This window comes from Micromonospora sp. LH3U1 (assembly GCF_028475105.1).
In the GTDB taxonomy this organism is placed as follows: Bacteria; Actinomycetota; Actinomycetes; order Mycobacteriales; family Micromonosporaceae; genus Micromonospora.
The window spans coordinates 3,049,328-3,074,524 of the sequence record NZ_CP116936.1 but is presented as its reverse complement, the minus strand read 5'-3'; the positions used below and the strand labels follow the sequence as shown (position 1 = coordinate 3,074,524).

19 protein-coding genes and 1 pseudogene are annotated in these 25,197 nt (G+C 70.9%); 4 read left to right on the top strand and 16 right to left on the bottom strand.

What is annotated here, in order from left to right; all coding sequences use genetic code 11:
* Positions 1 to 35 precede the first annotated feature (35 nt).
* Positions 36 to 1,304 carry a L,D-transpeptidase gene (locus tag PCA76_RS13825; protein ID WP_272618237.1) on the bottom strand — a complete coding sequence of 423 codons (1,269 nt, stop codon included), beginning with the start codon at positions 1,302 to 1,304 and terminating at the stop codon, positions 36 to 38.
* A 160-nt stretch (positions 1,305 to 1,464) separates the two neighbouring features.
* On the opposite strand from PCA76_RS13825, the gene PCA76_RS13820 reads away from it, so the two are divergent.
* Complete coding sequence (locus PCA76_RS13820; RefSeq protein ID WP_272618235.1) at positions 1,465 to 2,028, top strand: hypothetical protein; 564 nt, start codon at positions 1,465 to 1,467, stop codon at positions 2,026 to 2,028.
* A 47-nt stretch (positions 2,029 to 2,075) separates the two neighbouring features.
* On the opposite strand, the gene PCA76_RS13815 is transcribed toward PCA76_RS13820, so the two are convergent.
* Together PCA76_RS13815 and PCA76_RS13810 are read right to left on the bottom strand one after the other, a co-directional pair.
* Entirely contained in the window at positions 2,076 to 2,516 is a 441-nt protein-coding gene (locus PCA76_RS13815; RefSeq protein WP_272618233.1) for a DUF4395 domain-containing protein, read from the bottom strand.
* 177 nt (positions 2,517 to 2,693) lie between these two features.
* Positions 2,694 to 3,158 carry a TlpA family protein disulfide reductase gene (locus PCA76_RS13810; protein ID WP_272618231.1) on the bottom strand — a complete coding sequence of 155 codons (465 nt, stop codon included), beginning with the start codon at positions 3,156 to 3,158 and terminating at the stop codon, positions 2,694 to 2,696.
* Positions 3,159 to 3,479: 321 nt separating this feature from the next.
* Between PCA76_RS13810 and PCA76_RS13805 the strand changes: the two genes are divergently transcribed.
* Positions 3,480 to 4,613 carry a DUF1996 domain-containing protein gene (locus PCA76_RS13805; protein ID WP_272618229.1) on the top strand — a complete coding sequence of 378 codons (1,134 nt, stop codon included), beginning with the start codon at positions 3,480 to 3,482 and terminating at the stop codon, positions 4,611 to 4,613.
* 80 nt (positions 4,614 to 4,693) lie between these two features.
* Here PCA76_RS13805 and PCA76_RS13800 read toward each other — a convergent pair whose 3' ends face one another.
* From PCA76_RS13800 to PCA76_RS13775, 6 genes and pseudogenes are all read right to left on the bottom strand, one after another.
* Positions 4,694 to 5,350, bottom strand: coding sequence for a DUF3105 domain-containing protein (locus tag PCA76_RS13800; protein WP_272618227.1), 657 nt, complete (start codon positions 5,348 to 5,350; stop codon positions 4,694 to 4,696).
* Complete coding sequence (locus PCA76_RS13795) at positions 5,343 to 5,963, bottom strand: flavoprotein (RefSeq protein WP_272618225.1); 621 nt, start codon at positions 5,961 to 5,963, stop codon at positions 5,343 to 5,345. Before PCA76_RS13795 ends, PCA76_RS13800 begins: the two co-directional genes overlap by 8 nt.
* Positions 5,945 to 8,161 carry a peptidase domain-containing ABC transporter gene (locus PCA76_RS13790; RefSeq protein WP_272618223.1) on the bottom strand — a complete coding sequence of 739 codons (2,217 nt, stop codon included), beginning with the start codon at positions 8,159 to 8,161 and terminating at the stop codon, positions 5,945 to 5,947. Before PCA76_RS13790 ends, PCA76_RS13795 begins: the two co-directional genes overlap by 19 nt.
* Positions 8,149 to 9,177: a lanthionine synthetase LanC family protein gene (locus tag PCA76_RS13785; RefSeq protein WP_272618221.1), complete on the bottom strand. Its 1,029-nt coding sequence runs from the start codon at positions 9,175 to 9,177 to the stop codon at positions 8,149 to 8,151. Before PCA76_RS13785 ends, PCA76_RS13790 begins: the two co-directional genes overlap by 13 nt.
* Before the next feature lie 251 nt (positions 9,178 to 9,428).
* A pseudogene (locus PCA76_RS13780) lies at positions 9,429 to 11,006 on the bottom strand (type 2 lanthipeptide synthetase LanM family protein); the annotation flags it as partial.
* Positions 11,007 to 11,396: 390 nt separating this feature from the next.
* Positions 11,397 to 11,579 (bottom strand): mersacidin/lichenicidin family type 2 lantibiotic, encoded by a 183-nt coding sequence (locus PCA76_RS13775; protein ID WP_272618219.1) that lies wholly within the window; start codon positions 11,577 to 11,579, stop codon positions 11,397 to 11,399.
* A gap of 319 nt (positions 11,580 to 11,898) precedes the next feature.
* Between PCA76_RS13775 and PCA76_RS13770 the strand changes: the two genes are divergently transcribed.
* Entirely contained in the window at positions 11,899 to 13,308 is a 1,410-nt protein-coding gene (locus PCA76_RS13770) for an AAA family ATPase (RefSeq protein ID WP_272618217.1), read from the top strand.
* Complete coding sequence (locus PCA76_RS13765; protein ID WP_272618215.1) at positions 13,305 to 14,585, top strand: helix-turn-helix transcriptional regulator; 1,281 nt, start codon at positions 13,305 to 13,307, stop codon at positions 14,583 to 14,585. Before PCA76_RS13770 ends, PCA76_RS13765 begins: the two co-directional genes overlap by 4 nt.
* Here the strand turns inward: PCA76_RS13765 and PCA76_RS13760 are convergent.
* The 7 genes from PCA76_RS13760 to PCA76_RS13730 all read right to left on the bottom strand — a co-directional run bounded on the left by PCA76_RS13760 (position 14,521) and on the right by PCA76_RS13730 (position 25,032).
* The gene (locus PCA76_RS13760; RefSeq protein WP_272618212.1) at positions 14,521 to 15,657 is read right to left on the bottom strand and encodes a hypothetical protein; all 1,137 of its coding nucleotides are present in this window, start codon (positions 15,655 to 15,657) and stop codon (positions 14,521 to 14,523) included. The two genes, PCA76_RS13765 and PCA76_RS13760, sit on opposite strands and share 65 nt — an antisense overlap.
* A 32-nt stretch (positions 15,658 to 15,689) precedes the next feature.
* A complete protein-coding gene (locus PCA76_RS13755; RefSeq protein WP_272618210.1) occupies positions 15,690 to 17,216 on the bottom strand; it encodes an OmpL47-type beta-barrel domain-containing protein in 1,527 nt (508 codons plus the stop codon).
* Between the two features lie 8 nt (positions 17,217 to 17,224).
* Complete coding sequence (locus tag PCA76_RS13750) at positions 17,225 to 21,160, bottom strand: ThuA domain-containing protein (protein ID WP_272618208.1); 3,936 nt, start codon at positions 21,158 to 21,160, stop codon at positions 17,225 to 17,227.
* Between the two features lie 23 nt (positions 21,161 to 21,183).
* The gene (locus PCA76_RS13745; protein ID WP_272618206.1) at positions 21,184 to 22,188 is read right to left on the bottom strand and encodes a multicopper oxidase domain-containing protein; all 1,005 of its coding nucleotides are present in this window, start codon (positions 22,186 to 22,188) and stop codon (positions 21,184 to 21,186) included.
* 309 nt (positions 22,189 to 22,497) lie between these two features.
* A complete protein-coding gene (locus tag PCA76_RS13740; RefSeq protein WP_272618204.1) occupies positions 22,498 to 23,337 on the bottom strand; it encodes an amino acid ABC transporter ATP-binding protein in 840 nt (279 codons plus the stop codon).
* A 5-nt stretch (positions 23,338 to 23,342) separates the two neighbouring features.
* Complete coding sequence (locus PCA76_RS13735) at positions 23,343 to 24,137, bottom strand: amino acid ABC transporter permease (RefSeq protein WP_272618202.1); 795 nt, start codon at positions 24,135 to 24,137, stop codon at positions 23,343 to 23,345.
* Positions 24,138 to 24,213: 76 nt separating this feature from the next.
* A complete protein-coding gene (locus PCA76_RS13730; protein WP_272618200.1) occupies positions 24,214 to 25,032 on the bottom strand; it encodes a basic amino acid ABC transporter substrate-binding protein in 819 nt (272 codons plus the stop codon).
* Positions 25,033 to 25,197: the final 165 nt, after the last annotated feature.

Sequence of the window (25,197 nt, the reverse complement as noted above, 5' to 3'; positions counted from 1 at the left end):
CGGCAAGCGACATGAGCGCGCCACACATCTGCCGGTCAGCCGCCGGGGGCGGGCGGGACCGGCGACGGTGAGCGGCTGGCGACGGCGCCCGCGTGCGGCACCGGGGTCGGGGCCGATCGAAGACCAGCGGGTACGGGCAGCGCGCTGCCCTTGACGAACTCGCTCCAACTGGTGTTCCAGGCCGTCCAACCGTTGCCCGGCTGCAGCCGGACCTCGGTGCCGGTGAAGGTGACCAGGTCACCGACCTGGGTGACGCCCATCAGCCAATCGGCTGCGGCCGCTGAGACGTTCGTGCAGCCGTGCGAGACGTTGCGGTGTCCCTGTTCCGACACCGACCAGGGCGCCCCGTGGATGAACTCGCCGCCCCAGGTGAGCCGTTGCGCGTCCTCGACATCCACCACGTAGCCGCCGTTCGGCTCGCCGCGCGTGTCGAAGGTGGTGCGCTGATGCTTCTCCATGATCACCATCTTGCCGCTGGAGGTCGGCGTGCTCGGCTTGCCAAGGCTGACCGGGATCCTGCGAATCAGCTTGCCGTCACGCAGCACGCGCATCTGCTTCGTGGCGTTGTCGACCTCGAGCGCCACCTGCCGCCCGATCCTGGACGTGGCGGCACGATCGGCGTCACCGACGTGGTTCCTGCCGATCGGCAGGCCCTGCAGTCCGGCCCGGACGCTGATGGTCGTGCCCGGCCGCCAGAAGGTGGGAGCCCGGTAATAGACCTGACTGCCGTCGTCCACCCAGGACCAGACCCCCGGCTGCGGTGGGTTTGTTGTCACGAACAACCGACGCTGCACACCAGCGCGAGCCGCTTTCGCAATGGGCGGATCGAATGCGATGGTCACCGGCATGGCCGTGCCGTACGTCCGTTTCCCAGCGAAATACAACGTGCTGGTCACCTGCGGCTTCGTCGATGTCGCCATGGTGGTGAAGGTCGTCCTGCGGGTGGTGGTCCTCCCGGAGTCGCCGGTGGCGGTCACCTCGGCGGTGTAGGTGCGCTGCGGCTGCAACGGAGCAGTCGGCACCCAGGCCGACCCGTCCTCCCGTGGCTCCGCCCTGACCGGCGTGCCCTTGTCGTCGGCGATACGCACAGCGGTGATCGTCCCGCCCTTGACGAGCGTCGTGACCTCGGCGCTGACCGGCACGTCACGGGACAGGTCGGCAGGTGTGAGGGTCAGTTCCGGCGATGGCAACTCCCGCTCGGCGGGCCGCGCGGCGAACTTCCGCTCGGCCGTACATCCGCCGAGGACCAGAGGTGTCGCGGCTACGGTCACCGCCACCAGGGCCAATCGCCGTCTCAACCCCATCAACCGTCCCCCGCTCTCGTGTTCCGTGGCCGCAATTCTCTCCGCGCCGGTAGGCGCCGCGCGCTGTTTCACGGAATTCGCGGTGTCCCAGACACCACCCGGTCGGAGACTGGCCACCCGCTCCGTCTACCTTTCGTGACCCTCGGGCCATCGAAGTGTGATGTCGCCTTGGAATGCTGCGGAGATGCGCAGAAAACGATTTCCGTGGATTCTGCTATCGCTTCCCCTGCTCAGCCTTCTGGCCGCCTGCTCCCCACCTGACGAGCCGCTTGTCGCTCTCGCCGTCCAGGACGGTCAGCCGGTCGGCGTGTTGGTCACGTGCGACGACAGTTCCGCGCGGGTCGGTGTGTTCGAGAACGACCACCCGGGCGACGTGAGCGAGCGACCACTGTTCACCTGGAGCGTCAGCGGCCGACCCACGAGCGAGGTCGTGGAGGTTCCCCTGTTCGGACAGCCGCCCGATGGCTGGGAGGTCAACGACATCGTCGACATCTCTGCGGCTGAGGCGGGCATGGCCGTGGACGTCGAGCCGCTCACCGAACTCCGGCCCGGGGTCACCTACAGCGTCAGCGGAAGAGCCCGCCATAAAGCCATCTCGGTCGATTTCACTCTCGCGGACTTCCCGCGGATCGGCCCGGACGAGGTGCTGGTGCCGCGCGGACGGGACACGACGAAGGTCGTGTCGCGGGAGGCCTTTCTGCGCAAGGCACGCGACAGCTGCTGACGAGACGCCGTCGACCCGACGGTCACGGACGGAATGGCGCTCGACGGTCAGGACAGCCCAGCCGGCACGCGGGCCGCCATCGGCCGACCCGCCAGCCGACGCAGGGCAAGGTATCCGACGCAGCCGAGGCAGAGGTCGAAGGCCGCGTTGAGGAACGCGGCGGCCAGTGCCGCGCCGGTCGCGGCGAGGCCGAGCGCCGGCACACCGGCCAGCTGCCCGGTCACCGCGACCACCACGAACACCAGCCCGACGAGCTGCGCGAACCGCACCGGGGCCACCGGTTCGAGCACGGAGGGCGGCGCGACCCGGGGCGCGACGAGGGAACGGTAGAGCAGACCGTACGGGCCGAGGCGGGGGTTGGCCGCGGTCACCGCGAAGATCACCGCCTGGACGATCAGCAACAGGGTCGAGCCGGTGACGAGGGCGACGGCGAGGACCACGGTGGTGATGGCCGCGGCGAACCGGGGCGCGCGAGGGTCGAGCAGCATGTGGGTTCCGTTCGGCGAGGACGCCGGGCGCGCGAGGGTGGGCCCGGCGGAGGCGAGGAAGGACTCAGGCGGAAGGGAACGCCGGACAGAGGCTCGCCGACAGCCGGCCGTGGTCCACGGTCCGCCTGCGCGTCAACGCGGCGCCGGTCAACGCAACGTCGGTCAACGCGGTGCCGGTCATCGTGCGGCTCCGGCGAGCAGTGGCCGGAGCGCGGTTATCAGCTCGTCGCGGTCCGGCACGCCGGACACGCGCTGGACGATCCGGGCCTCGGTGTCGACCACGAGGACCGTCGGTGTACGCCAGATCGCGAGTTCGCGGACCTCGTCGAGGTGCCGCTCGGCGTCGATCTCCACGACGTGGATCCCGTCGACGCGGCCCTCGATGTCGGTCAGAAGGCGGCGGGTGGCCCGGCAGGGAGCGCAGAAATCGGACGAGAACTGCACGAGGGTGACCGCCCCGGGGCGCACACCGAGCGCGGCGAGCGCCGACGAGGCAGGCTCGGAGTTGGAGTCCACGGGTCGGTCGTCGGCGACGACCGGACGGATCCGACCGTCGCGGCGACGCCACCACCAGCCCAGGACAGTCGCGGCGGTGAGCACGCCGACGACCACCAGGAGGCCGGTCAGGTCGGTGTGCCGCACCGCCCAAGCGTGCCACAGCCCGAGGTGGGCGGGCCTCCGCCGTGTGGATGACCCGCGCCACGTCGACCTGCCCATCGTGGGGGCGTCGCGGATACCGCCGTTGGCCGACCACTCAAGAAAGTGGAGTAGCGCGGGAGTCGCCGATTACAGTTTTTAGAGAAAAATCAGGGAAATGAGATTGATACGACAGCTGGGCCGCTGCGCAAAGCTGATCGGTCAATCGCTGAGCGATATTTAAGGGAGAATTAATCGTCTCAGTTGGAAGCGCTCAGGGGGTCGACTCGTATTCTTCGTTCTCGGAAGAAAGGTGCGCCCCCGTTGATGATTCTACGATCCACCCCTGGACAACGTCGTTCCGTCACCGCCCTGCTGCTGTTGAGCGTGGCGCTCGCCGGCGGATGCAAGGAGGCTCCGGGCACTCCCGGTGCGTCCGGTCCGTCCAGCGACACCGGCATCGGCTCGTCCGGCCCGGAGGCACCGACGTCCGCCGTCCCGGGCGACCCGTCGGCCACGCCGAGTGCGCCGGGCGCCTCGGCGACCCCGTCCGCCTCGGGCAAGCCGGCGACTCCGTCGACCGGCAGTGCCCCACCCACCGCATCCGGTGGCTGGATCACGATCGACCCTGCCGGGCAGGCCGCCGCGACAAAGGCATTCTTCGCGCGCAAGCCCAAGCCCGTGACCGGCAACCCGGTGAAGGTGCCCGAGTTCAATGTCGGCTGTAAGACCAGCCACCACAACAGCGACGACCCGATCGTGCTGCCCAAGCTGGTCGGCGGCTCGCACAACCACACGTTCTGGGGCAACAAGTCGACCAACGCGAACTCGACCGCCGAGTCGCTGCGATCGTCGAAGGCGACCACGTGCAACTCGCCGGATGACCAGTCCGCATACTGGATTCCGACGATGTACCAGAACGGCAAGGTCGTCGACCCCACGGAGGTGACCGTCTACTACGGTTCCCGCCTCAAGGACCCGAGCAGGACCCAGCCTTTCCCGTTCGGCCTGCGAATGATCACCGGTAACGCCAAGAACCAGGTCGACACTCCGGACAAGCAGGGCAACCACTTCTGGTGCGCCGGTATCGGTGGCGAAATCGGCCGCAGCGCCGACAAGACCTTCCCGGTCTGCGCCAAGACCGCGAACATCGTCCGGCAGATCACCTTCCCGGACTGCTGGGACGGCAAGCACCTGGACAGCCCCGACCACAAGGCGCACATGGCGAACGGTGACCACACCGGGGCGTGCCCGAAGAGTCACCCGGTGCCGGTCCCCTCGGTGTCGTTCGTGATCTCGTACCCGCTGAGCGCCAACACGGACGGCATCACCCTCGCCTCCGGCACCTCGTTCTCCATGCACGCGGACTTCTTCAACGCGTGGAAGGACGAGGCGCTCGCCGCACGGGTGCGCAACTGCCTCGACCAGGGCGTGAAGTGCAACTCGGCCGGTAACTTCTAGTCGACGCGGCACGACGGCGGCGGCACGGCTCTTCTCCCATCCGGGGCTGACCGTCCGCCGCCGTTCACGCTGCGGCGGCGTCACATCCCGGTCGGCTCGGGGGCGTCGCTGCGCGGGTGCGCCAGGACGAACCGCTCCACGGCCGCGCCGCTGACCTCGGCGCAGAACTGCCGGTACCCGGCGGTGGCTCCCCAGTGCGACAGGGCCAGCGGGCGGCCTTCGGGGAACACCCCGTACCCCGGATCCCACGGTGCGACCACGAACCTGCCGCCGTACCGGTCGTCGCCGAGCGTGCGCGCCAGCGCCCGCAGTGCCTCGATCTGGTTGCGGGCGAGCGGCTCGACGTACCAGAGGATCGTGTACCCGTGTTCGAGGTTGTGAACCAACGTCTCGATCGGCGGGCGGTCACGGATGGTGTAGAACCGGCGCACAGTCGGGGCCGGCACCACGAAGTGCGGCCCGGACGACGGCGGGACCACGTCATACTGCACCCGGGTGGCGTACGGCTCGGCGGTGCCCGGGCCGACGTGGACGCCCGCGCCACGGATCGGGTCGGTCAACTCCGGATCGCAGCCGGCCCGGTCGGCCCCGACGCCGATCGCGGCGGCCGGCTGGCGGGCGGCCGGGTCGGCGTACGCGCGCAGGAACGGAACTGCCGCCACCACGAGCAGGACAGCGCCGAGCGCGGTGGCTGCCGCGGCGATCCTCGGCCCGTACCCGAGACGCGCCTCAGCCACGGCCCTCTCCCCCACCCCGAAGATGAGCGGCGACCCACTCCAGCACCACCTCGACCGCCGGCATCCCCCGGCCGGCGAGAGTGCCGGTACTCAGGGCGAGCACGGGCACGGGCGGCACCACGCCGTACCCGTCGGCGCGCAACTGCGCCACGTTGCGCTGCACGGCGGGGCGCTGCCACATCGCGGCGTTCATCGACGGCACCAGCACGACCGGAGCGGCGGCGGCCAGTACGCAGGTGCCGACCAGGTTGTCGGCGATCCCCAGGGCCACCTTGGCCAGGGTGTTGGCGGTCGCCGGCATGACCAGCACCAGATCCGCCCACGCCGTCAGGGTCAGGTGCGGGATCTCCGTCGTCGCCTCCTCGTCGGTCAGCGCCGGCTGTCCGGTCAGGAGGGTGAACGAGCGAGCCGGCACGAAGCGGGCCGCGGCGGGAGTGAGCACGACCCGGACGTCGAGCCCCAACGCGTGTCGCATCACCATGATCGACTGAGGCAGGGTCAGGACGTCGGCGGACCCGCACGCGGCGACGAGGACCCGCCGCGCCGGGAACCGTGCGGGATCGGTGTCGGTTCGGTCCGGCGTCGCGCCGGCGGTCACGGTACGGGTATCCACGCGTCGCCTCCTGAGTGAGCGGGTTCGTCGTCGGTCAACTGACACCGGACCAGGTCGGCGTAGACGCCGCCGGCGCGCAGCAGGTCGTCGTGCCGGCCGCGTTCCACGATGCGACCACCGGAGACGACGAGGATCTGGTCGGCGTTACGGACGGTGCTCAGCCGGTGGGCCACCACGATCCGGGTGCAGCGCATCGCCGAGATGGCCTGGTCGACACGCCGCTCGGTGGCCACGTCGAGGTGGCTGGTCGCCTCGTCGAGCAGGAGCACAGCGGGTTGCCCGGCCACGGCCCGCGCGATGGAGAGCCGCTGCCGCTGCCCGCCGGACAGGGCCTGCCCGCGCTCGGCAACCTGGGTGTCGTACCCCATCGGCATCGCCGCGATGTCCTCGTCGATCGCGGCGACCTCGGCGGCCGCCCGGATCGCCGGCATGCCCACGTCGGGGTGCACCAGGCTGATGTTGCGCCGGATGGAGTCCCGGAACAGGTAGCTCTCCTGCAGCACCACACCGAACTGGCGGCGCAGCGCGGTCGGGTCGATGCGCGACAACGGCACCCCGTCGAACAGGATCTCCCCGCTGGTGGGCCGGTAGAGGCCGGTCAGCACCATGGCCAGGGTGCTCTTGCCGCTTCCCGACGGGCCGACCAGGGCGATCTTCTCCCCCGGCGCGACGTCGAAGGAGACGTCCCGCAGCACCGGCGCGGCACCGCCGTCGTAGCGGAAGCTGAGGTCACGGACGCTGATCGCGCCGGTGAGCCGGGGCGCGGGCAGGTCGGGATCCCCGGCCGGTTCGGGCTGGGCGGCGAAGACGTCACGCAGGCGTTGCAGGTGCGACACGACCGACTGGAGGACCTGGGCGCTGGCCACCAGGGAGGCGAGCGGGATGAGCGCGGACAGCGCCAGCGCCTGCAGGCCCAGGGTCTGACCGAGGCCGGCGCCGTCGAAGAGTCGACCGGTGCCGAGCCACAGCAGCGCCAGCGGGCCCGCCAGTTGGACACTCGCGGTGATGTTGGCGACCGTGGCGGACAGACGGTTCTGGGCGACGTCGGCGTCCAGCGCCGTGGTGTAGCGGCGCAGCCAGCCGTCGTACACCTGACGCTCGGCGCCCATCGACTTGACCGTCGCGATGCCCGACAGCGCCTCCATCAGTGCGCTCTCCGCGTCCGCCTGCACGGTGAGGTGCCGCTGGTTCAACCGCAGCAGCCGGCCGTTGACCACCGCGACGGCCACCACCTGGGTGACGCCGATCGCGGCGGCGAGCCCGGCGAAAGCGAGGTCCCTGGCGAACAGCACACCGAAGTACGCGATCACGAGCACGCCGTCGATCACCGCGGTCAGCACCTGGGTGGTGACGAGTTCGCGCAGCAGGATGCTGCTGGACAGGCGTTGCATCAGGTCCCCGCTGGCCCGCTGCTGGAAGAACGCGTACGGCAGTCGCAACAGGTGCCCGAACAGCCGGGTCATCAACGCGGCGTCCACCGTCGCCTGCAGTGTGACGAGGAGCCGGGAGCGCAGATACGCCACACCGAACTGGGTGAGCACCAGCGCCGCGATGCCCAGCGCCAGGTAGGGCATGAGGGCGGTCTCCCGGGCCGGCATGATCTGGTCGAAGGCGACCGTGGTGGCCAGTGGCAGCGCCAGTCCCAGCATCTGGAGCACCAGGGAGACGCTGAACGCGACGCCCAGCCGAGGCAGGAAGGGCCGCAGCAGCGGGCGGACACGCCGCCACCTGGCCACCGGGCCGGACCGGGCCGCGGGCGGTTCGGAGGCGGACCGCGGGTCGGGGGTGAAGGTCAGCACCGTTCCGCTGAAGCCGGAGGCGAACTCCGCCGCCGTGAGCAGCCGACGCCCCTGCGCCGGGTCGACGAGCCGTACGCCCCGTGGGCCGATCTCCTCCACCACGACGAAGTGGGCACCCTCCCAGTGCGCGATGGCCGGCAGGGGAAGTGTCCCCAGCTGGCCTGGGTCGGCCCGGAACGCTCGGCCGCTCAACCCGAACCGTGGCGCCGCCGCCAGCAGTGCCCGCGCGGTGACCCCGTCCCGGCCGATGTCCAGCCCCTCCCGGACCTGCGCCAACGAGGCGCGCACGCCGTGCCGCCGGGAGACCATGGCCAGGCAGGCGGCCCCGCAGTCGGCGTCGGTCATCTGCATGACCAGCGGCACCCGGCGTCGGCGCGGCCACGCGGTCAGGCGGCCCACTGCCGCCTCCGGATGTCAGCCGTGCTGGTGCGTGCGTCCGTCGGCGGGGCCAGCAGGAGGACCGACGGCACCCGTTCGGGCGCGGCGAGCCGCAGCAGGGCCAGGCCGATCCCCGACAGGCCGGTCATCAACTCCGGCGTGGCGAGCGCGGTGGGGTTCGCGCAGCGCCAACCAGAGGCGAGGCCGTCGCGCAGCACCGCCGCCGCCGGCGCCGGCGCGTGCTGCGGGGCGGCGGCCAGCAGCAGGTCCAGGTTGCCGAGGTCCCCGTGGCACAGCGAGTGGTTGCGACCGAACCCGGTGGCCAGGGTGGTGCCGACCGCGGTGCTGATCTCCGCGTCCAGAGTCTCGTCGGCACCGAGGGCGTCGCGGACGAGCAGCCGCGACAGGCCGATCCCCGGTGCGCCGTGGCACCAGGTCACCGTGCTCTGCCCAGGACGCCGCAGGTCGGCCCAGTTCGCCTGCTCCGGCCGGAACAGGCTGCGGTCGTACGCGAGCGCGCGGGCGGCGGCCTCGGCGTACCCGGGGTCACCGGTCGCCTGACCGGCCTGAGCGAGCGCCGCGGCGATCCCGGCCGACCCGTGGGACAGCCCGCCCAGCGGGGCACCGGTCGGCGCTCCGGTCGGGTGCGGGTAGCGGTCGGCGGCGACGCGCAGCCGTCGGGCGGCGGCGCGGACGGCCGGCTCGACCCGCTCGGGGTCCAGGCCGGCGCGGGAAACGGCGAGGACGGCGCCGGCGTACCCGTCGACCAGATCGGCGGCCTGGTCGGTGCCGGCCAGCGCGACGATCCGTGCCAGGGCCGTGTCGACGACCGGCGCGAACCGGCGGGTCTGCCACAACGCCCCGAGGTGACCGAAGGTGTAGAGCAGCCCAGCCCATCCGGTGAACGCGCCGATCCGCTCGCCGGGTATGCGGTGCTCGAGGACGCGGTCGGCGAGCCCGGCTGCTGCGCGCTCGGCGAGGTCGGTGAATCGCTGCTCGTCGGCGAGCCGGCCGGCCTGGGCCAGGAACAGGGCCACCCCCGCGACCCCGTCGTAGAGATGCGGACCGAGTGGTGCCGGCACCCAGCGGCCCGGGTCGGCGACACCGGGCGTGAGGCCGAACCAGGTCGGCTCGGCACCCGGGCAGGCGAGCGCGGCCACCGCGTCCGCCACCTCGGCCGCGGCGGCCAGGTAATCCGCGCGCGGAGGCACCGGCGTCGGCGACACGTCGGCCAGCGTCCAGCGCACTCGCGCGTGGGGGCGTCGGTGGCGTCCACCGGGGCGGCGAAGGCGGCCTCGATCAGCCAGCGCTGCCGGGCCAGGTCGGGCTCGCCGAGCCGGTCGAGCCGACGGCGCGCCTCGGCGAGGCCGGAGCGGGCCAGGAGTCCCGGCAGCCGCCGTCCCCGGCCGGTCCAGAGGTCGCGGGAGTCCACCGTGGTGGTGAAGATCGGCACGTCACGGCGGGCCAGGTCGGCCCGTTCCGCCTCGACGGTGGCCGCCAGCAACGGCAGTTCGGCAACCCCCGACCAGAGCCAGTCGTGCAGCCGTTCGGTGTCGAGGCCGTCCTGCAGCGCGTCGGTGTGCAGGGCGGCGTCGCGCAGCCGCAGGTAGGTGCGGGTGGGACGGAGCACGACACGGATCTCGTCGGCGGCGAACGCGGCGAGCGGCCCGTCCGGGGCCAGCAGGTCGGCACGGACATCGACGAGGAGGCGATACATCTCCGCGAAGCCGTCCACCACCTGCGGTAGGTGCGTGCCGACGTCGGTCACCGGGGACTCGGCGGCCGGGTCGTGGGCGTCGCGCTCGTCGTGGTGGTGCCCGGGCGCGCACAGACGCATCTCGTCGGTCCCCTCGGCCTCCCAGGCTGAGCAGTTGCAGCCGTCGCCGGCCGGTCCCGCCGCCTCGTCGGCGCGGGGCAACAGGCCGACCGCCAGCACCGAGTCGGCGATGGCGTCGCCGCCACGGGCGCTCGCGGCACGGACGACCGACGGGGTGAACACCGTCTCCAGGTCGACCAGGACCGGATGCTCACCGTGGACGATCACGTTCTCCTGGTGGCAGTCGGTGGCGCCGACAGCCTGCAACAGGGCCAGCAACGCGCCGAACCGGCGGGCGTGCCTGCGGTGCCCGGCCGACGTGGTGGGGGCGTACGTGTCGACGTACTCGGCCCAGCCGTGTTCGCCGCGCGGAACGACGGTGAAGGTGTGCAGGTCGGCGCCACGCTCGTTGAGCCAGGCCAGCAGGTGCTGGAACCGGGCCTCGACGGCGACCGCGCGGGGCTTGTAGACCAGTCGCAGCCCGCTGTCGAACGTCGCCACCAACACCCGGCGACCGTCACGGTGCGCGTCGCCGGTCTCCTGGACCTCCAGCAGGCGGCCAACCGGAACACCGGCGTGGAAGGTCGCGCCGAGCGTCGACGCGTCGGCGTGCAGACGCTCCAGGAACTCGATCGTGCGATCCGCCCAGTTGCGGGTCAACTCGTACGCCTGCCGTGCCAGGACCGGGTAGTCGGCCAACAGGGTCAGGGCGGCCTCGGGCGAACGGTACCGGCCGAAGAAGGCGGTGAAGCGCTGCTGCGGCGTCTCCCCGGGCGAGGTGCCGCGCAGCCGGTCGATGTTGAGTTCCAGGACGACCGCTCGGCTGAGGACCACCACCAACTCGTCGAGCAGGCCGGTCAACCCCATCCGGTCGGCGTCGGCGGGCAGCAGCCCGGTGTCGTCGGTGAGGTGACGAACTCGTCGTGCCACTCGTGCACGGGCCTCGGCGACCAGTGGCGCCACCAGGGTGAGGCAGGCGTCCAGCGGGCGGCCGGGCAGCAGTTCGGGTTCGATCGCGCGGCTCGTCGACTGGCGGTAGCCGGCCAGCATGCGGTTGATCCACTCCGGGGTTCGGCCGAGGCGGGCGGCGAGCCGCTCGGGTGTCTCGTCCAGCAGGGCGAGGAGCACCTGCTCGTCGATGCCCTCCGCCGCCAGCCGCCGACGCCAGTCCTCGTCGTCGGCGAACGCGCCGCCGGTGCGCCACCGGGACAGCCGCCACCGCGCCCGCTCGCCGGGCTGCGGGACCGTCGACACGGGTACGGCCAGCCGTTCGGTGATGGTCAACGCGGCCAGGAGGCGATCCTCCGCGCGGGCGGTCGGGTCGTCGGCGGCACGGTACGGATGTACGGACATTCAGGGCTCCCCTGGCGTGTGGTTCGGGTGGGACGGCGGGGTCCGGGCCAGGCCCGGACCCCGCGCGGACCCGAGAGTCGAACGAGATCAGCAGACGCAGTGGCAGCAGGCCGTGGTGTGACCCGTGGTCGCGGCGGCACCGCCGGCCACCGTTTCCAGCTGGTCACGGTCCAGCTCGACCAGACCGACCGGGTGGGTCTCGACGGTCTCGGGCGAGGCTGCGCGCTGGTACTCGTCCTTCCAGCTGCTGACGATGTCGGTGATGGACATTCGGAGCTCCTTTCACGACGACCGCCGGCCTGCCCGGCGATCGCTGGCAGGAACAGCGTCCGTGCCAGGGGGGTGCCGGCACATGAGTAGCCGGTACCTCATCCCGGGCCGGCACTGTCGCGGCGGTGACAACCGAACCGCCGGGTCGGGGCGTCAGGTGTGCAGGCATGTCTGGAAGGCGACGGCACCGCCGGTCGGGGTGTGTGAGGGTGGGCCCGCGCCACCCAGACCGCTGTGCACACGATCCGGCTCGACGAGCGGATCGAGGACGGAGATGGCGACCGGGCCCAGGGGAACCCGGCCGGGCTGAAGGAGTTCCGTGTCTGCACCAGGGGGTTTCGTGGGCGGAGTGTCATCCTTTCGGCTGCCGACAGCGGGGCTCGCAAGCTCACTCCGCGCGTCAGCCACCGAGTGGCCGTTCGTCGGCCGGACGCGCGAGCGGGACCGGGCGGTCGAGGCGCTCACCGCGGCGGCGGGTAGAGGGGTTCTGCTCACCGGTGACCCGGGCGTGGGAAAGAGCCGGCTGCTGGAGGAGGTGCTGGATCACGCGCTGAGGCGGCAGAACGTCGTGCTGCGGGTCACCGCCACCCCCGGATGGCGTGGCGTGCCGTTCGGCGTACTCGCCAGCCGACTCCCCCAGCCGTCGGACGCGAGTGTGGCCGACGTCTTCCGGGACGTGGAGCGCCGGCTGCGCGAGGTCTCGGCGGGCCGGAGTGTGGTGGTCGGCGTGGACGACCTCAACTGGCTGGACGACGCGTCCAGTGCGTTGCTCGAACGGCTCGTCGCGGGCGGCACCGTGCGGGTGGCGGCGAGCGTGCGCGGCGACGCCCTGGACGCCGCGCCGGTGGCGGCCCTCCGACGCACTGGCGACCTCGACCGGGTCCAGGTGCCGCCGCTGAACCCGGAGGAGGCCGCGCTGCTGGTCCGCGAAGGGCTCGGCGGTCCGGTCGACGGTCTGACCGTCGGTGCGCTGTGGCGGATCAGTCAGGGCAACCCGCTCTTCCTGCGCGAGGCGCTGCGGTGCGGGCTGCGCGACGGGGGTCTGGTCCAACGCGACGGGATGTGGACCTGGCCCGCCGACTCGCTGTGCTCCACCCATCTCGCCGACCTCATCGAGCAGACACTCGGCACGCTCACCCCACCGGAGGTCGAGGCGCTGCAGTACGTCGCGCACGCCGAACCGGCGCCGCTGACGCTGATCGAGCGGACGGTGGACCCGGTCATCGCGGAACGGCTCGAGGAACGGGGCCTGATCCGTCTGGTTCGCCACGACGCGTCCGTGCTGGTGCAGACCGGTCACCCGCTGTACGCCGAGGTGGTCCGCAACCGGACCGGTGCGCTGCGGGCCCGCCGCCTGCGCCGGACCCTCGCCGAGGCACTCGCCGCAGCGGACGGCGGCGGCGTCGACGACCGGGCACGGATCGCGGCCTGGCGCTGTGAGGCGGATCTGCCGGTCGACGCGGACGACCTGCTCGCGGCATCGGAGTACGCCCTGCGTCGGCACGACGCGGTGCTGGCTGAACGGCTGGGCCGGCGGGTCGACTCGGCGCGTGGCCACTGGCAGGTGGGCCGGGCACTGGTCGCTCAGGGCCGCGGCGGTGAGGCGGACGGATACCTGGCCCGGGCGGCGGCCGACCTCACCGACGCGCGCGACCGCGCGGAGGCGACGGCGCTGCGGGCGCTCAACATGTACTGGGAGACCGTCGGCCCGACCGGGCCCGTGCGGTGATCGAGGCGGGCCGCCGCGAGCTGCCCGCCGACGCGCTCGCCGGACTGCTCGCCGCGGAGGTGGGGGTCGCGGCGTTCGGCGGCGACGCCGACGGCGCGCGGGCGTCCATGGCGCGGTTGGCCGCCGACCGACCCCGAGACCCTCTGCTGGCGACGGCCGTCGCGGCGCTGCTGCCGTACCTGCTGCTGTTCAACGGGCAGCCGGATCGGGCGGTACGGATGTTCGACACCGGCGAGGTGGACATCCCGGAGAGCTGGCCGACGATGCGGGCCGCCACGCAGGCCTGTCACGTGCAGTCCCTGCTCCTGTCCGGACGACTGCGCGAGGCCGAGCGACTGGCTCAGTGCTACTACCGGGACGCGGTGGCGCGGGGCGCCGCCGACGCGGTCGGTCTGCTCGCCTTCTCCCTGGGCAAGTGCGCCTACCACGCCGGGCAGATGCGCCGGTCGATGCGGTGGCTGCACGAGGCCCGTACCCTCGCCGCCGACCGCACACTGTTCCCGATCCGGGACTACGTGCTGTCCGCCAACGCGTACGTGGCGGCGCAGTTGGGTGAGCTGGCCGAGAGTAGACGGCTACTGCGGCAGCTCGTCGACGGTGACGGCGCGCACGGCAGCGGCCTGGTGGGCATCGACGCGGAGCTGACCGCCGCCTGGCTGACCGCGGCCGAGGGACGTCCGGCCATGGCCGTCGCCACGCTCCGCGAGCTGCACGGACGGGCCGAGCAGGCGACGACGGTCACGGTCGAGTGTCTGCACCTGCTCTCCCGGTTGGAGCCCAGCGCCGAGACCGCCGAGCGGCTGGCAAAGGCCACCGCCGACTGTGACAGTCCGCTGTTCGAGCTGTGGTCCGACTACGCCCAGGCGCTCGCCGCCGACGACCCGGCCGCGCTGGAACGCGTCGCCAGCGCACTGGAGAGCAGCGGGTACCTGACGCTCGGGTTGGAGGCGGTGGTCGTGGCCGAGGCGGCGTACGCCCGACGCGGCGACCAGCGCCGGGCGAATCTGCTGGCCCGCCAGGCCGACGTGCTGCGGGAGCGCTGCGGCGGATACTGGCCGCCGTTGATCCCTCGTCCGTCGGACCGGGAGGGGCTCACCCCTCGGGAGCGGCAGATCTGCGAGCTGGCGTCGACCGGGCACGACAACGCGGCGATCGCGGCCCAGCTCGTGTTGTCGGTACGGACGGTGGAGAACCACCTGCAGAGGGCGTACGTCAAGCTGGGCGTCCGGGGCCGCAACGGGCTTCCGTCGGCGATCGGGGCGCAGCGGGTGAGGTGAGCCCGGGTGCCCGCCTGCCGGGGTCGGCCACACGGTGAGACCAGGGCGCCGGGCCGGACGCCTGATGACGTCCGGCCCGGCGTGACCAGCGGGCGCCTAGAGCCGGGCGTCGCCGGCCGGTGGCCTCCTGCACCGCCGAGGTACGACGAACCTCGGCCCGCTGGTCGCCGGCGTCCTCCCGGTCCGGGCCGGCCACCCGTGCCGACCGGTTGGTGGTCGCCGCCGCCTGGTCACCGGTCACGCCACCGCGGATCCGGTTGTTCGCGGCCACCTGGGCGGCCGGGTCGTTGGACGTAACCGTCAACTGGCCGTTGATGATGTTGTCGTCGACCGTGACGCCACCGGTGGTGCTGGTGATGCTGACGTCCCCGCCCCAGTAGCCGCCGGACGCGCAACTGTCGAGGGCGCCGTTCGGGCCGAGCTGCACACCGCCCACGTTCCCGGCGAAGGTGGCCCGGCCGCGGACCGCACTGCCACACACGACACTGCCGGTGGCGCTGTTCAGCACCGACAGGGTGCCGTCGACGAACGAGTCGTGCACGTCGGTGTAGTAGGTGCCGGTGCTGCTGACGTTGCGCTCCACCTGGGTGCCGCGGTCGAGCCGGACCTCACCGGCGCTGACGTTGACGTGCCCGGTCACCGTCGACTGCTCAGCGAACAGGAAGCTGTCGACGGTCGCGGAGCCCTTCGGCCGCACCGTCACGGTGCCGGTGCGCGCGTCCTTGAGGAAGACGCCGTACCCGCCGGCGGCCAGCACCACCTGGCCCTCGATGGTCGTGTCGGTCGCGTCGAGGTAGCCGTCCGCGGCGACGCGCACCTCGCCGCTGACCCGGCCACCGGCCACCACCAGGTTGCCGCCGGCCGCGACGGTGACGTTGCCGGTGATCGTGGTGCCGGTCAGCGCGCAGGACTCGCCGGCCGGCACGAGCAGGTCGTTGGGCACGGTCACCGCACCGCCGGTGCCGATGCAGTGGGTGAGCAGGTCGGCGTGTGCGGTGGGCGCCACCGCCAGCACCGAGGCGGCGACGACGGCGCTCACGGTGGCCAGCTTGACGACGGTACGTCCAGGCATCGTTGTACTCCCTGTCGGTGAGGTTCGAGGACTCATGCGCCGACGTCCGATCGGGCCGCGGCCCGGACGATGGCGCCCTGCTGCCGCCGGTTGAGCGTGCCGCCGGTCACGAGCGCGGCGGTGACCGCTTCGACGTGCCGGACGAATTCGGCGTGGCCGGGGTAGTCGGCACGTTCGTCGATCAGATCGTTGATGGTGCAGCCGTCGCCGGTGTCGACGTTGGCCACGCCGGTGTCGTCGCCGTCAATGATCACCGTGGACCGGGTGTCCGAGTCGGGGCAGCCGTCGGTGCCGTCGGCCACCACGGTGAACGTCGTCGACTGCCCGGTGGAGGCGTTCCCTGCGGTGTCGGTCGCCCGGTACCGCAGGGTGTGGGCGCCGACGGTCCGGACGGGGACCGGTCCGGCGTACGGGGTCCAGGCGCCGGTGTCGAGCGCGTACTCGATCGTTGCCACACCGGATTCGTCGTCGGTCGCCGTGACGGTCACGGTCGCGCCGCCGACGTACCCGCCATCGTCGTCCCGCTCGCCGGTCACCGTGGCGGAGACGACGGGTGGCGTGGTGTCCTCGGCCTGCGGTGCGACGACCGTGAAGTGGGCCATCTGCTCGGCCGACACGTTCCCGGCGACGTCGGTCGCCCGGTAGTGCAGCATGTGCATTCCGGCCACGTTCACGACGATCGGGTTCGCGTACGCGGTGAAGGCAGCCCCGTCCAGCGCGTACTCGATGGTGGCGACACCGGATCCGGTGTCGGTGGCGGTCAGCGTGGCGGTGGCCGTACCGATGTAGTTGCCGTCGCCGTCGCGGTCGCCGGCCAGGGTCGCCGTCACCACCGGCGCGGTGGTGTCGTCCTCCCCCGGCTCGACGATCCGGAACGACACCGAGCCGACCGCGCTGACGTTGCCGGCCTGGTCGGTGGCGCGGAACTGCACCGAGTGGTCGCCGATCGCGGTGACACGCACCGGCTGCGTGTACGGCTGGAAGCTGGTGTCGTCGATCTGGTATTCGACGGTCTCCACACCCGAGTCGGCGTCGGTGGCCGTCACGGTCACCGTGGCCGCAGCGAGGTAGTTGCCGTCCTGGTCGCGGTCGCCCGACACGGCGGCGGTGACCGTCGGCGGAGTGGTGTCGCCGCCACCACCGCCGTCGGTGACCACCAGCTCGCCGACCATCTGGCTGTGCCCGGGGATCGAGCAGAAGTAGCGGTACCGGCCGGGGGTCAGCGTGACGGTCGCCTGGTGGCGGCCGTCGTTGGCGTCGAACGGGCTGGCCAGGATGTTGAGGGTGACGTCGTGGTTGTATCCCTCGGTGCTGGTGTCGAAGGTCAGCGTGTGCGGCATCCCGGTGGTGTTGCCGGTGGCCGCGCTGTTCTCCCAGATGATCGTGGTCTCGCCAGCCACGGCTGAGGTGGGCGTGGACTTGTAGCGGGTGATGCTGTCGTCAGCGGTCCAGGTCAGCACCTGTTCCGCGACGCGAGGGGCGGCGGAGGCGGGCGTTGGCGCCAACGGGATCACCGTGAGCAGGAGCGCCGCCAGCGCGGCTGTCAGTCGTCGGGGCATCGTCTCTCCTAGAGTTCCCGCGCGCGGATGTTGCGGAACTCGGTCAGGTCGTTGTCACCGTGGTTCTGCAGGCCGATGAAGCCGCGGAGGAACTGCCGCAGATCGGTCGGCGGATCGCCGGCACGGGAGGACTGCTTGCCGGGCGTGTTGTCGAACTCGTTGATCACCACACCGTTGCGGATCATGGTGTAGTGCTGCCCGACAACGCGGATCTCGTAGTCGTTCCACTGGTTCTTCGGAGTCACCCCGGCCTGGGCGAGCGGCACCGGGTCGAAGTTGTAGACCGAGCCGGTCTTCTGTGGCTCGCCGGTCTCGCCGTCGTAGATCTGGATCTCGTGTCCGCAGAAGATCGCCACCCAGGCCTGCGAGGTCCGGGCTGATCCGACCGTGCCGCAACTGCCCGGTGGCCGCTGGTCGAGGGGGATCCGCGGGTCCGGGAATCGGGTGAAGACGCCGGTGTTGGCCCGACCGGTGCCCGGCGCGATGTCCCGGAACTGCACCTTCAGCGAGAAGTCGCCGAACTCCTTGGTGTGCCAGAGCATGCCCAGGCCACCGCTGGACCGCAGCGAACCGTCCGGCTGGATGGCGAACGATCCCGACGGCGCCTGCTGCCAGGCGAGGAGCGACTCGGCGGTCCCGTCGAAGAGCGGCTCGTACCCGGTGTGTCCGTCCCGGCCGATCTCGGACGCGGCGGCCAGGCGGGTGAGGGTGCCGGACTCGCGGGAGTTGAGCAACCCGTCGTCCTGCAGCGCGCGGGCCACCGCGCTCACGTGCCGGACGAAACCGTTGTGGTCGGTCCAGGTGCTCTCGTCGTCGATCAGGTCGTTGATCGTGCAGCCCTGCCCGACCGTCCGACTGGGCACCCCGGTGTCCGTGTCGCCGAGCCACACCTGTTGCCGGCCGTCCGGCACCGCGCAGCCCACCGTGACCGTGGTCTGCACCGTCGCCGTCGCACCGTCGGCGTACGTGACGGTCAGTTTCGCGGTGTAGACGCCGACCCGGGCGTACGTGTGCCGAGGGTTCGCCTCGGTCGACGTGGCGCCGTCGCCGAACTCCCACCGGTGGCTGACGCCGCCGGAGCGGGAACCGTTGAAGGCGATGGTCAGGGGCTTGTTCTGTACGGCGACCGAGTTCGCGGCCGGTGCCGGGGTGGGCGCGCCACCGGTGTAGGTGATCCGGATCAGCTTCTGGTTGGGGTGCAGGCTGAAGAACCCGCCGCCGTAGTCCAGCAGGTAGAGCGCGCCGTCCGGGCCGAACTTGGCGTCCATCCAGCTCTGCAGCCGGGCGTCTCCGTTGCCGCCCGGAATGATGGTCCGCAGCGACTCGGCGTACACCGGCGGGGCGGCCTGCGGCACGCCGGCCGGGTCGACGGTGACCGCGACCCGGTTGGTCGCGTTCGACTGGTCGCCGATGAACCACTTTCCGTCCCAGTGCTCCGGCCACGCCACGCCACTGTTGGTGTCGACGAGCTTCCGGTGGTACGTCGGGCCGGACATGATGGCCTGCCCGCCGCCACGCAGGTACGGCTGTGTGTAGGTGGCGTCGGCCGCGACGTAGGTCGGGAGGCCGCTGCCGTCGGCTCGCTGCGGGAACACCGGGCCGCCGCCATCGGGCGAATACCAGATCATGTTGTCCCGGGCTGCCGGGATGTCCACCAGTCCGGTGTTGCGCGGCGACTCGTTCTTCAGGTTGTCGCAGTCGTACCAGCCGGTGAGGACGGTCGCGTCGGTGCTGCTGCGATCCCGGTACGGCTGCCGGTTGCCCATGCAGTAGGGCCAGCCCTGGTTACCGGCCGAGGTGATGATGGTGGCGGTCTCGTACTTGGCCGGGCCCAGGGTGGGGCTGGGCGATCCGGCGTCCGGGCCGACCCAGCCAGCGGTCAGCCACTGGTGCACCGGGTCGATCTGCAGGCGGGCGATGTTGCGGACGCCCATCACGTAGATCTCCGGCCGGGTCTTCTCGGTGCCCGGTGGGAACAGGTTGCCCTCCGGGATGGTGTACGTGCCGTCCGACTCCGGGTGAATCCGGATGATCTTGCCGGCGAGGTCGTTGGTGTTGCCCGACGTGCGGCGGGCGTCCTGGAACGAGATCCCCTGGTACTCCTGGGTCCAGTTGTTGCCGGAGTAGCCCTGCGATCCCTCGGAGGAGTTGTTGTCGCCGGAGCCGACGTAGAGGTTGCCCTTGGCGTCGAACGCCATGCCGCCGCCGGCGTGGCAGCAGCTGTGGATCTGCACCGGGAACTGCAGCAGATCCTTGCGGGTGGCGTGCTCGATGGTCTGCGCCTCGCGGTCGTAGGTGAACCGGGAGACGGTGCGCTGCCCGACCCGCTTGACCCGGTCGACGGAGTCGTGTGGCATCCAGTAGACGTAGAGCCACCCGTTCTCCGCGAACGCGGGGTCGGGCACGATGCCGAGCAGGCCCTCCTCGTTCTTCACCAACTCGGAGCCGCTGCCCCGGTTGCCCATCACCTCGAGGGTGGTGAGCAGCTTGGCCTGCTTGGTACGCGGGTCCCACGAGTGGATGGTGCCGCAGCCCAGGCCGACCTTCGGGTTGTTCCAGTCCGCGATCGGGCCGCTCGGGCAGGCCGCCTTGCCGACGTAGAAGACCGTGCCGTCCGGCGCGATGGTGAGCCCGTGCGGCTCGCCGATCTGGTCCAGTTGCCCGGTCTGGTTCGCCGCGGTGAGCCGTTCCACCTTGTAGTTCGCGGCGATCGTGGCCTGGCAGTCGCCGCGTACGCGACCGGTGGTCCAGTTGAGGGCTCCGGCGAGGTGCGTACGGAACGCCTCCTCACCGTAGCTGCCCTCGGTGTGGCCCATGCCGGTGTAGAACGACCGGCCGCCGTCGTAGTCCCGGCACCAGGACACGGGGTGGAAGGCGCCGTTGGCACCCGGCCCCGGGTTGTAGTGCCGCTCCTCCACCTGCGCGAGCGTGTGCACGGTGCCGATGGGGTTCGGGTCCCAGTTCTCCCAGCGGTCCGACCGGGTGATGGTCATCGGCAGCGACGCCGTGGCCGGGTGTTTCCGGTCCAGGATGTCGACCACCGCGCGGTTCACCGCAGGCGGCTCCGGGGCGGTGGTGCTGCCGGTGAACAGGCGCAGGTCGGCGAGCTGGGTCAGTGGCTCCCCGCTGTTCGCGGTGATGTTCAACCGGTAGCGGGTGAACTCCTGCGGCGTGGCGATGTCGAACCGGCGGGTCTGGAACCGGTCGGGGAAGGTCTGGTTGGTGCGTCGGTCCAGATCGGACCAGGTCTGGCCGTCCGTGGAGCCCTGCAGGGTCCAGTCCTTGGGGTCCCGGCCGGAGGAGTCGTTGGCCGACGTCAGCGCGTACCCGGTGATCCGCTTGGGTGCGCTCAACTCGTATGCCACCCAGGCCGTCGGGGTGCGGACGAGCCACTTGGTGTTGCCGTCGCCGTCGGTCAGCTTCTCCTTGGTCTCGTTCGGCGCGTTCTCGCCGCTGGCGGTCACCCGGGCCACCGGCTCGGCCACCGGGATGGCGCCCGCCGGGCGGGTGCCGATCAGGCCGGTGAACCAGGCCGAATCGACCTGGGCGCGGGCGGCGTCGGCGATGCCGACGAAACCGCCGCCGGCCTTCATGTAGCTCTGCAGCGCCGACTCCTGGTCGCGGTTGAGCGCGGCGCCCGTCGCGGAGAGAAAGACCACGCTGCGGTACGTCGACAGTCCGGCCGTGGTGAACACACCCGGGTCCGTGGTGGTCCTGACATCGATGTCATTGGTGGCACCAAGCTGCGTGATGGTGTCCACCGCGCGAGAGACCGGGTCCTGTTGCTCGGCCACCGGCCCGTGAAACACGAGGACCGCTGTCTTCGGCGGCTGCGCCGCCTGCGGGGCCGCTGCCGTTCGCGGTGCGGCTGCCGCCGTCGTTGCTGGAATCAGTGTCGCGAAGGCCGCTACCGCGGCGAGGGCTCGTCGAATAGTTCTGGTCATCCCCGTCCCCACTTTCGGTTCGGTCAGCTTCCGTGCGTGTGGGTGTGGCCCTGGAACCGGTGGATCGCTTCCTCGGCGCCCGGCGGCATGCTGCCGTCGGCGTTGCGCACCAGGAAGATCCCGGCCATGCCGCCGTCGGAGTGGGTCTGCACGTGGCAGTGGTACATCCACGCCCCGGGTCCGACGCCCTCCCCGGCGAGCACCTGAAAACCGAACGAGCTGCCCGGATTGAGGTCCTTGTTGTCGATCACGTGGCTCGGGTCGCTCGGGCCTTCGAGCATGCCGGTGCGGTTGTCCGCCCAGCGGTGTGCGTGCAGGTGGAAGGTGTGGAACAGGTTGCCGTGCCCAATGGCGATCCACTCCACCCGCTGGCCCAGGTTCGCCTCGAACATCGGCGTGTTCGGCGCCATCCGGTTGTTGATCGTCATGTCGTGGAACACGACCGTGAACTGCTTCTCCGGCAGGATGTCGCCGCGGCGACGGACGATCAGCGCGCCGTACAGCCCTTTGGCCACCCCGGCGGTGCCGTGGTCGGTGCCCATGGCGTGATCGTGGTAATGCCAGTAGCCGGCGCTGCCGGGCATGAACCGCCGACCCGCTGCGGCGAACATCTCCCGCGAGCGCCAGACGTACGTCCGCGTCTCGCCGGGGTTGTTGAACGAGGCGTTGAACGGGCTGCCGTCCGAGTCGGTGCTGTAGTCCACACCGTGTGGATGGATGGACAGCCGCTGGCTGGTGGTGTTGACCAGGGTGATCTCCAGGGTGTCACCCTCGTACATCTCCAGGAGCGGCCCGGGCACGGTGGCCTGGCCGGGTGCCAGACCGTAGCCGAACAGCCCGCCGGGCAGCTGCTCGGCGTAGATGGTGACCTTCTTCGTGACGCCTGCGGCGGCCTGTGCGGGGCTGCCTCCGAACGCGGTGCCGATCGTTGGTGCGGACGCGCCCAGCGCCCCGGCGGCGAGCGCTCCGGTGGCGATGAGGGATCTGCGGGACAGGTGGCGGTGAGGGCCACCGGCGTGATCGTCCATGGGTCTCCGTTCCCGACCGGGCGAAGACGCGACGAGGGCAGGGTGCATCGACCGCCGAGCACGGGGGCGGTAGCACGACTGAGGGTGAGGCTCGTCGCGGACTTTGCTCGGAAGACTCAGAACTTTCGATGGATGACAGCAACTTATGTAATCCATCGACGAAAGTACAGGTCTGATTGCAAAAAGATTACGTTGACATCACGACGACCGTCGATTGACATGAACCTGTCACGCACGGACGGACACATAGTCGACGCCGGGCTGCCATCGATCAGGCAGCCCGGCGGACAGACGTACGGGAAGGGGTCGTCAGAGGTTGTGGCGGTCGTCGGCCGGCAGGCTGGGAGCCTCAGTCGGCTCGGGCGACTGCTCGGGCTGACCGAGCTGCGCGACACGGGTCGGGTCGAGGACCCGGGCGAGGAACGCGCGGGTCCGTTCGTGCTTCGGGGAGCCGAGCACCTCCTGCGGCGGCCCCTGCTCGACCACCACGCCACCATCCATGAACACGACCCGGTCGGCGACGTCCCGGGCGAACGCCATCTCGTGGGTCACCACCATCATCGTCATGCCGTCCTCCGCCAGCTTGCGCATGACGGTGAGCACGTCACCGACCAACTCCGGGTCGAGCGCGGAGGTCGGCTCGTCGAAGAGCATCAGCTTCGGCTCCATCGACAGCGACCGGGCGATCGCCGCCCGCTGCTGCTGACCACCGGAGAGCTGCGCCGGGAACGCATCAGCCTTGTCGATCAGCCCGACACGCTCCAGGTTGACCCGCGCGATGCGCTCGGCCTCGGCACGGCCGCGCCGGAGCACCCGGCGCTGGGCGATGGTGAGGTTGTTCAGCACGGTCAGGTGCGGAAACAGGTTGAACGACTGGAAGACCATGCCGATGCCACGGCGCACCGCGTCGATCTCGACATCCGGATCGGTCATCTCGACCCCGTTCACCCAGATCTTGCCGGCCGTCGGCTCTTCCAGCAGGTCGACGCAGCGCAGCAGGGTCGACTTGCCTGACCCGGACGGCCCGATGACGCAGACCACCTCGCCCTGGCCGACCTCGAAGTCGATGCCCTTGAGCACCTCGAGCGGCCCGAAGGACTTGTGCAGGTCGCGGATCTCGACGGCCGGGCGGGATGGGGTGATCGTCATGCTAGTCACCGAGCCTTGGCGTATCGGAGTTCGAGGCGTCGTACCACCTGGGACAGGGGCAGAGTGATCACCAGGTAGGCGAGGCCGGCCACCAGCAGCGGAGTGGCGTTCACCCGGTCGTTCAGCATGTCCCGACCGAACTTGGTGACCTCGATGGTCTGTGCCGTCACGCCCAACACGTAGGCCAGCGACGAGTCCTTGGTGAGCAGGATGAGTTCGTTCGTCAGCGGCGGGATCACGATCCGGAACGCCTGCGGGATGACGATCGTGCGCATGGCGGTGAAGTGCGACATGCCGAGGGTACGCGCCGCCTCCATCTGTCCCTTGGGGACAGCCTGGATGCCGGCCCGGATGGTCTCCGCCATGTACGCCGCGGCGGTCAGCCCGAGCCCGATCGCGATCGAGCCGAACACACCGCCCGGAATCTCACGCTCCGGGAAGGCGATCGGAACGCCGTACCCGACGAGGAAGAGCACCAGCAGCGCGGGCAGACCTCGGAACAGCTCGATGTACGCCGTCGCCACCCAGCGGTACGGCGCCACCCGGGACAGCCGCATCAGCGCGAGGATGGTGCCGAACACCAGGCCGAAGGCGAACGCGCCCAGCGTGTAGAGGATGGTGTTGCGCAGCGCGACCGTGATGATCGTCGGGAACATCGACTTGATGATGTCGACGCGGAAGAAGGCGTCCTTCAACCTGTCCCAGTCCGCCGCGAAGATCACCGTGGCGATGATGGCGATGAAGACCAGGTACTGGAGCCCGAGGGACAGCCGCTCCCGCTGGCGGCGTCGCAGCTTCACGTTCGCTCGTTGCCTTCCGAAAGGTTACCGACGAGGAGGGCGCGCGGGGCGCGCGCCCTCCTGCACTGAGCTTCGATCAGGCGCTCGGCCGCTTGCCGATCCACTTCTCGTAGATCGTGTTGTACGTGCCGTCCTGCTTGGCCTTCGCCAGCGCCTCGTTGATCTTCTTGAGCAGCTCCGGGTTGCCGTCCTTCTTCACCGAGAAGCCGTACTGCTCGCCGGTGTTGAACTCGGCGGCCACCTGGAACCCACCCGGGTTGTCCTTGAGGTATTCGGTCCAGACCGGCAGGTCGTTGATGGCGGCCTCGACCTGGCCGTTGGCGAGGGCCTGCTGCTCGGCGGCGAGGTCCTCGAACTCGACGAGCTGCAGGCCCTTCTCCTTCTCGAGCCCCTTGGCGTAGTCACGGCCCGTGGTGGCGGCCTGGACGCCCACCTTCTTGCCCTTGAGGTCGTCGAGCGACTTGTACGCCTTGCCGGTCTTCACCAGCATCGCCTGGGTGGCGTCGAAGTACGGGTCGGAGAAGTTCATCACCTTCTGCCGTTCCTCGGTGATCGTCATGCCGGCGGCGGCCGCGTCGCACTTGCCGGTGTTCAGGTCCTGGCCGGACTTGATCCCCTCGAACGGGGTGTCGATGATCGTCTGCTCGACGCCCAGGTCCTTGGCCACCAGGTCCAGGACCTCGACGTCGAAGCCGGTCACCTTGCCGCTGGAGTCCTTGGACTGGAACGGCGGGTACGGCAGGTGGGTGCAGACGGTGAGCTTGCCCGCCTCGACGAGCTTGACCCCGTTCGCCTGGACCTCGCTGTCGTCCTTCTTCGCGCATCCCGCGGTCACCGCGAGGGCGGCAATCGCCACGACGAGGCCGGCCTGACGGACGGCGCTTTGGAACCTCACGGCTGTGTCCCTCCGGTTCGGCTTCCATTTCATAGGAAGCCAATCTGGTTCATAGACTTTGTGCTAAGCGACCGTACCCGATCCGGCGAGCCACTCCCAGATCACGCCGGGTTGCTGGGCGGCTGTGGCAGCAGCACCCGGCGGGAAAGTCCGACACTGAGCCAT

Coding starts and splice junctions, on each gene's coding strand:
- PCA76_RS13825 (WP_272618237.1), bottom strand. CDS start 1,304: ATGGGGTTGAGACGGCGATTGGCCCTGGTGGCGGTGACCGTAGCCGCG.
- PCA76_RS13820 (WP_272618235.1), top strand. CDS start 1,465: ATGTCGCCTTGGAATGCTGCGGAGATGCGCAGAAAACGATTTCCGTGG.
- PCA76_RS13815 (WP_272618233.1), bottom strand. CDS start 2,516: ATGCTGCTCGACCCTCGCGCGCCCCGGTTCGCCGCGGCCATCACCACC.
- PCA76_RS13805 (WP_272618229.1), top strand. CDS start 3,480: ATGATTCTACGATCCACCCCTGGACAACGTCGTTCCGTCACCGCCCTG.
- PCA76_RS13775 (WP_272618219.1), bottom strand. CDS start 11,579: ATGTCCATCACCGACATCGTCAGCAGCTGGAAGGACGAGTACCAGCGC.
- PCA76_RS13760 (WP_272618212.1), bottom strand. CDS start 15,657: ATGCCTGGACGTACCGTCGTCAAGCTGGCCACCGTGAGCGCCGTCGTC.
- PCA76_RS13755 (WP_272618210.1), bottom strand. CDS start 17,216: ATGCCCCGACGACTGACAGCCGCGCTGGCGGCGCTCCTGCTCACGGTG.
- PCA76_RS13750 (WP_272618208.1), bottom strand. CDS start 21,160: ATGACCAGAACTATTCGACGAGCCCTCGCCGCGGTAGCGGCCTTCGCG.
- PCA76_RS13745 (WP_272618206.1), bottom strand. CDS start 22,188: ATGGACGATCACGCCGGTGGCCCTCACCGCCACCTGTCCCGCAGATCC.
- PCA76_RS13740 (WP_272618204.1), bottom strand. CDS start 23,337: ATGACGATCACCCCATCCCGCCCGGCCGTCGAGATCCGCGACCTGCAC.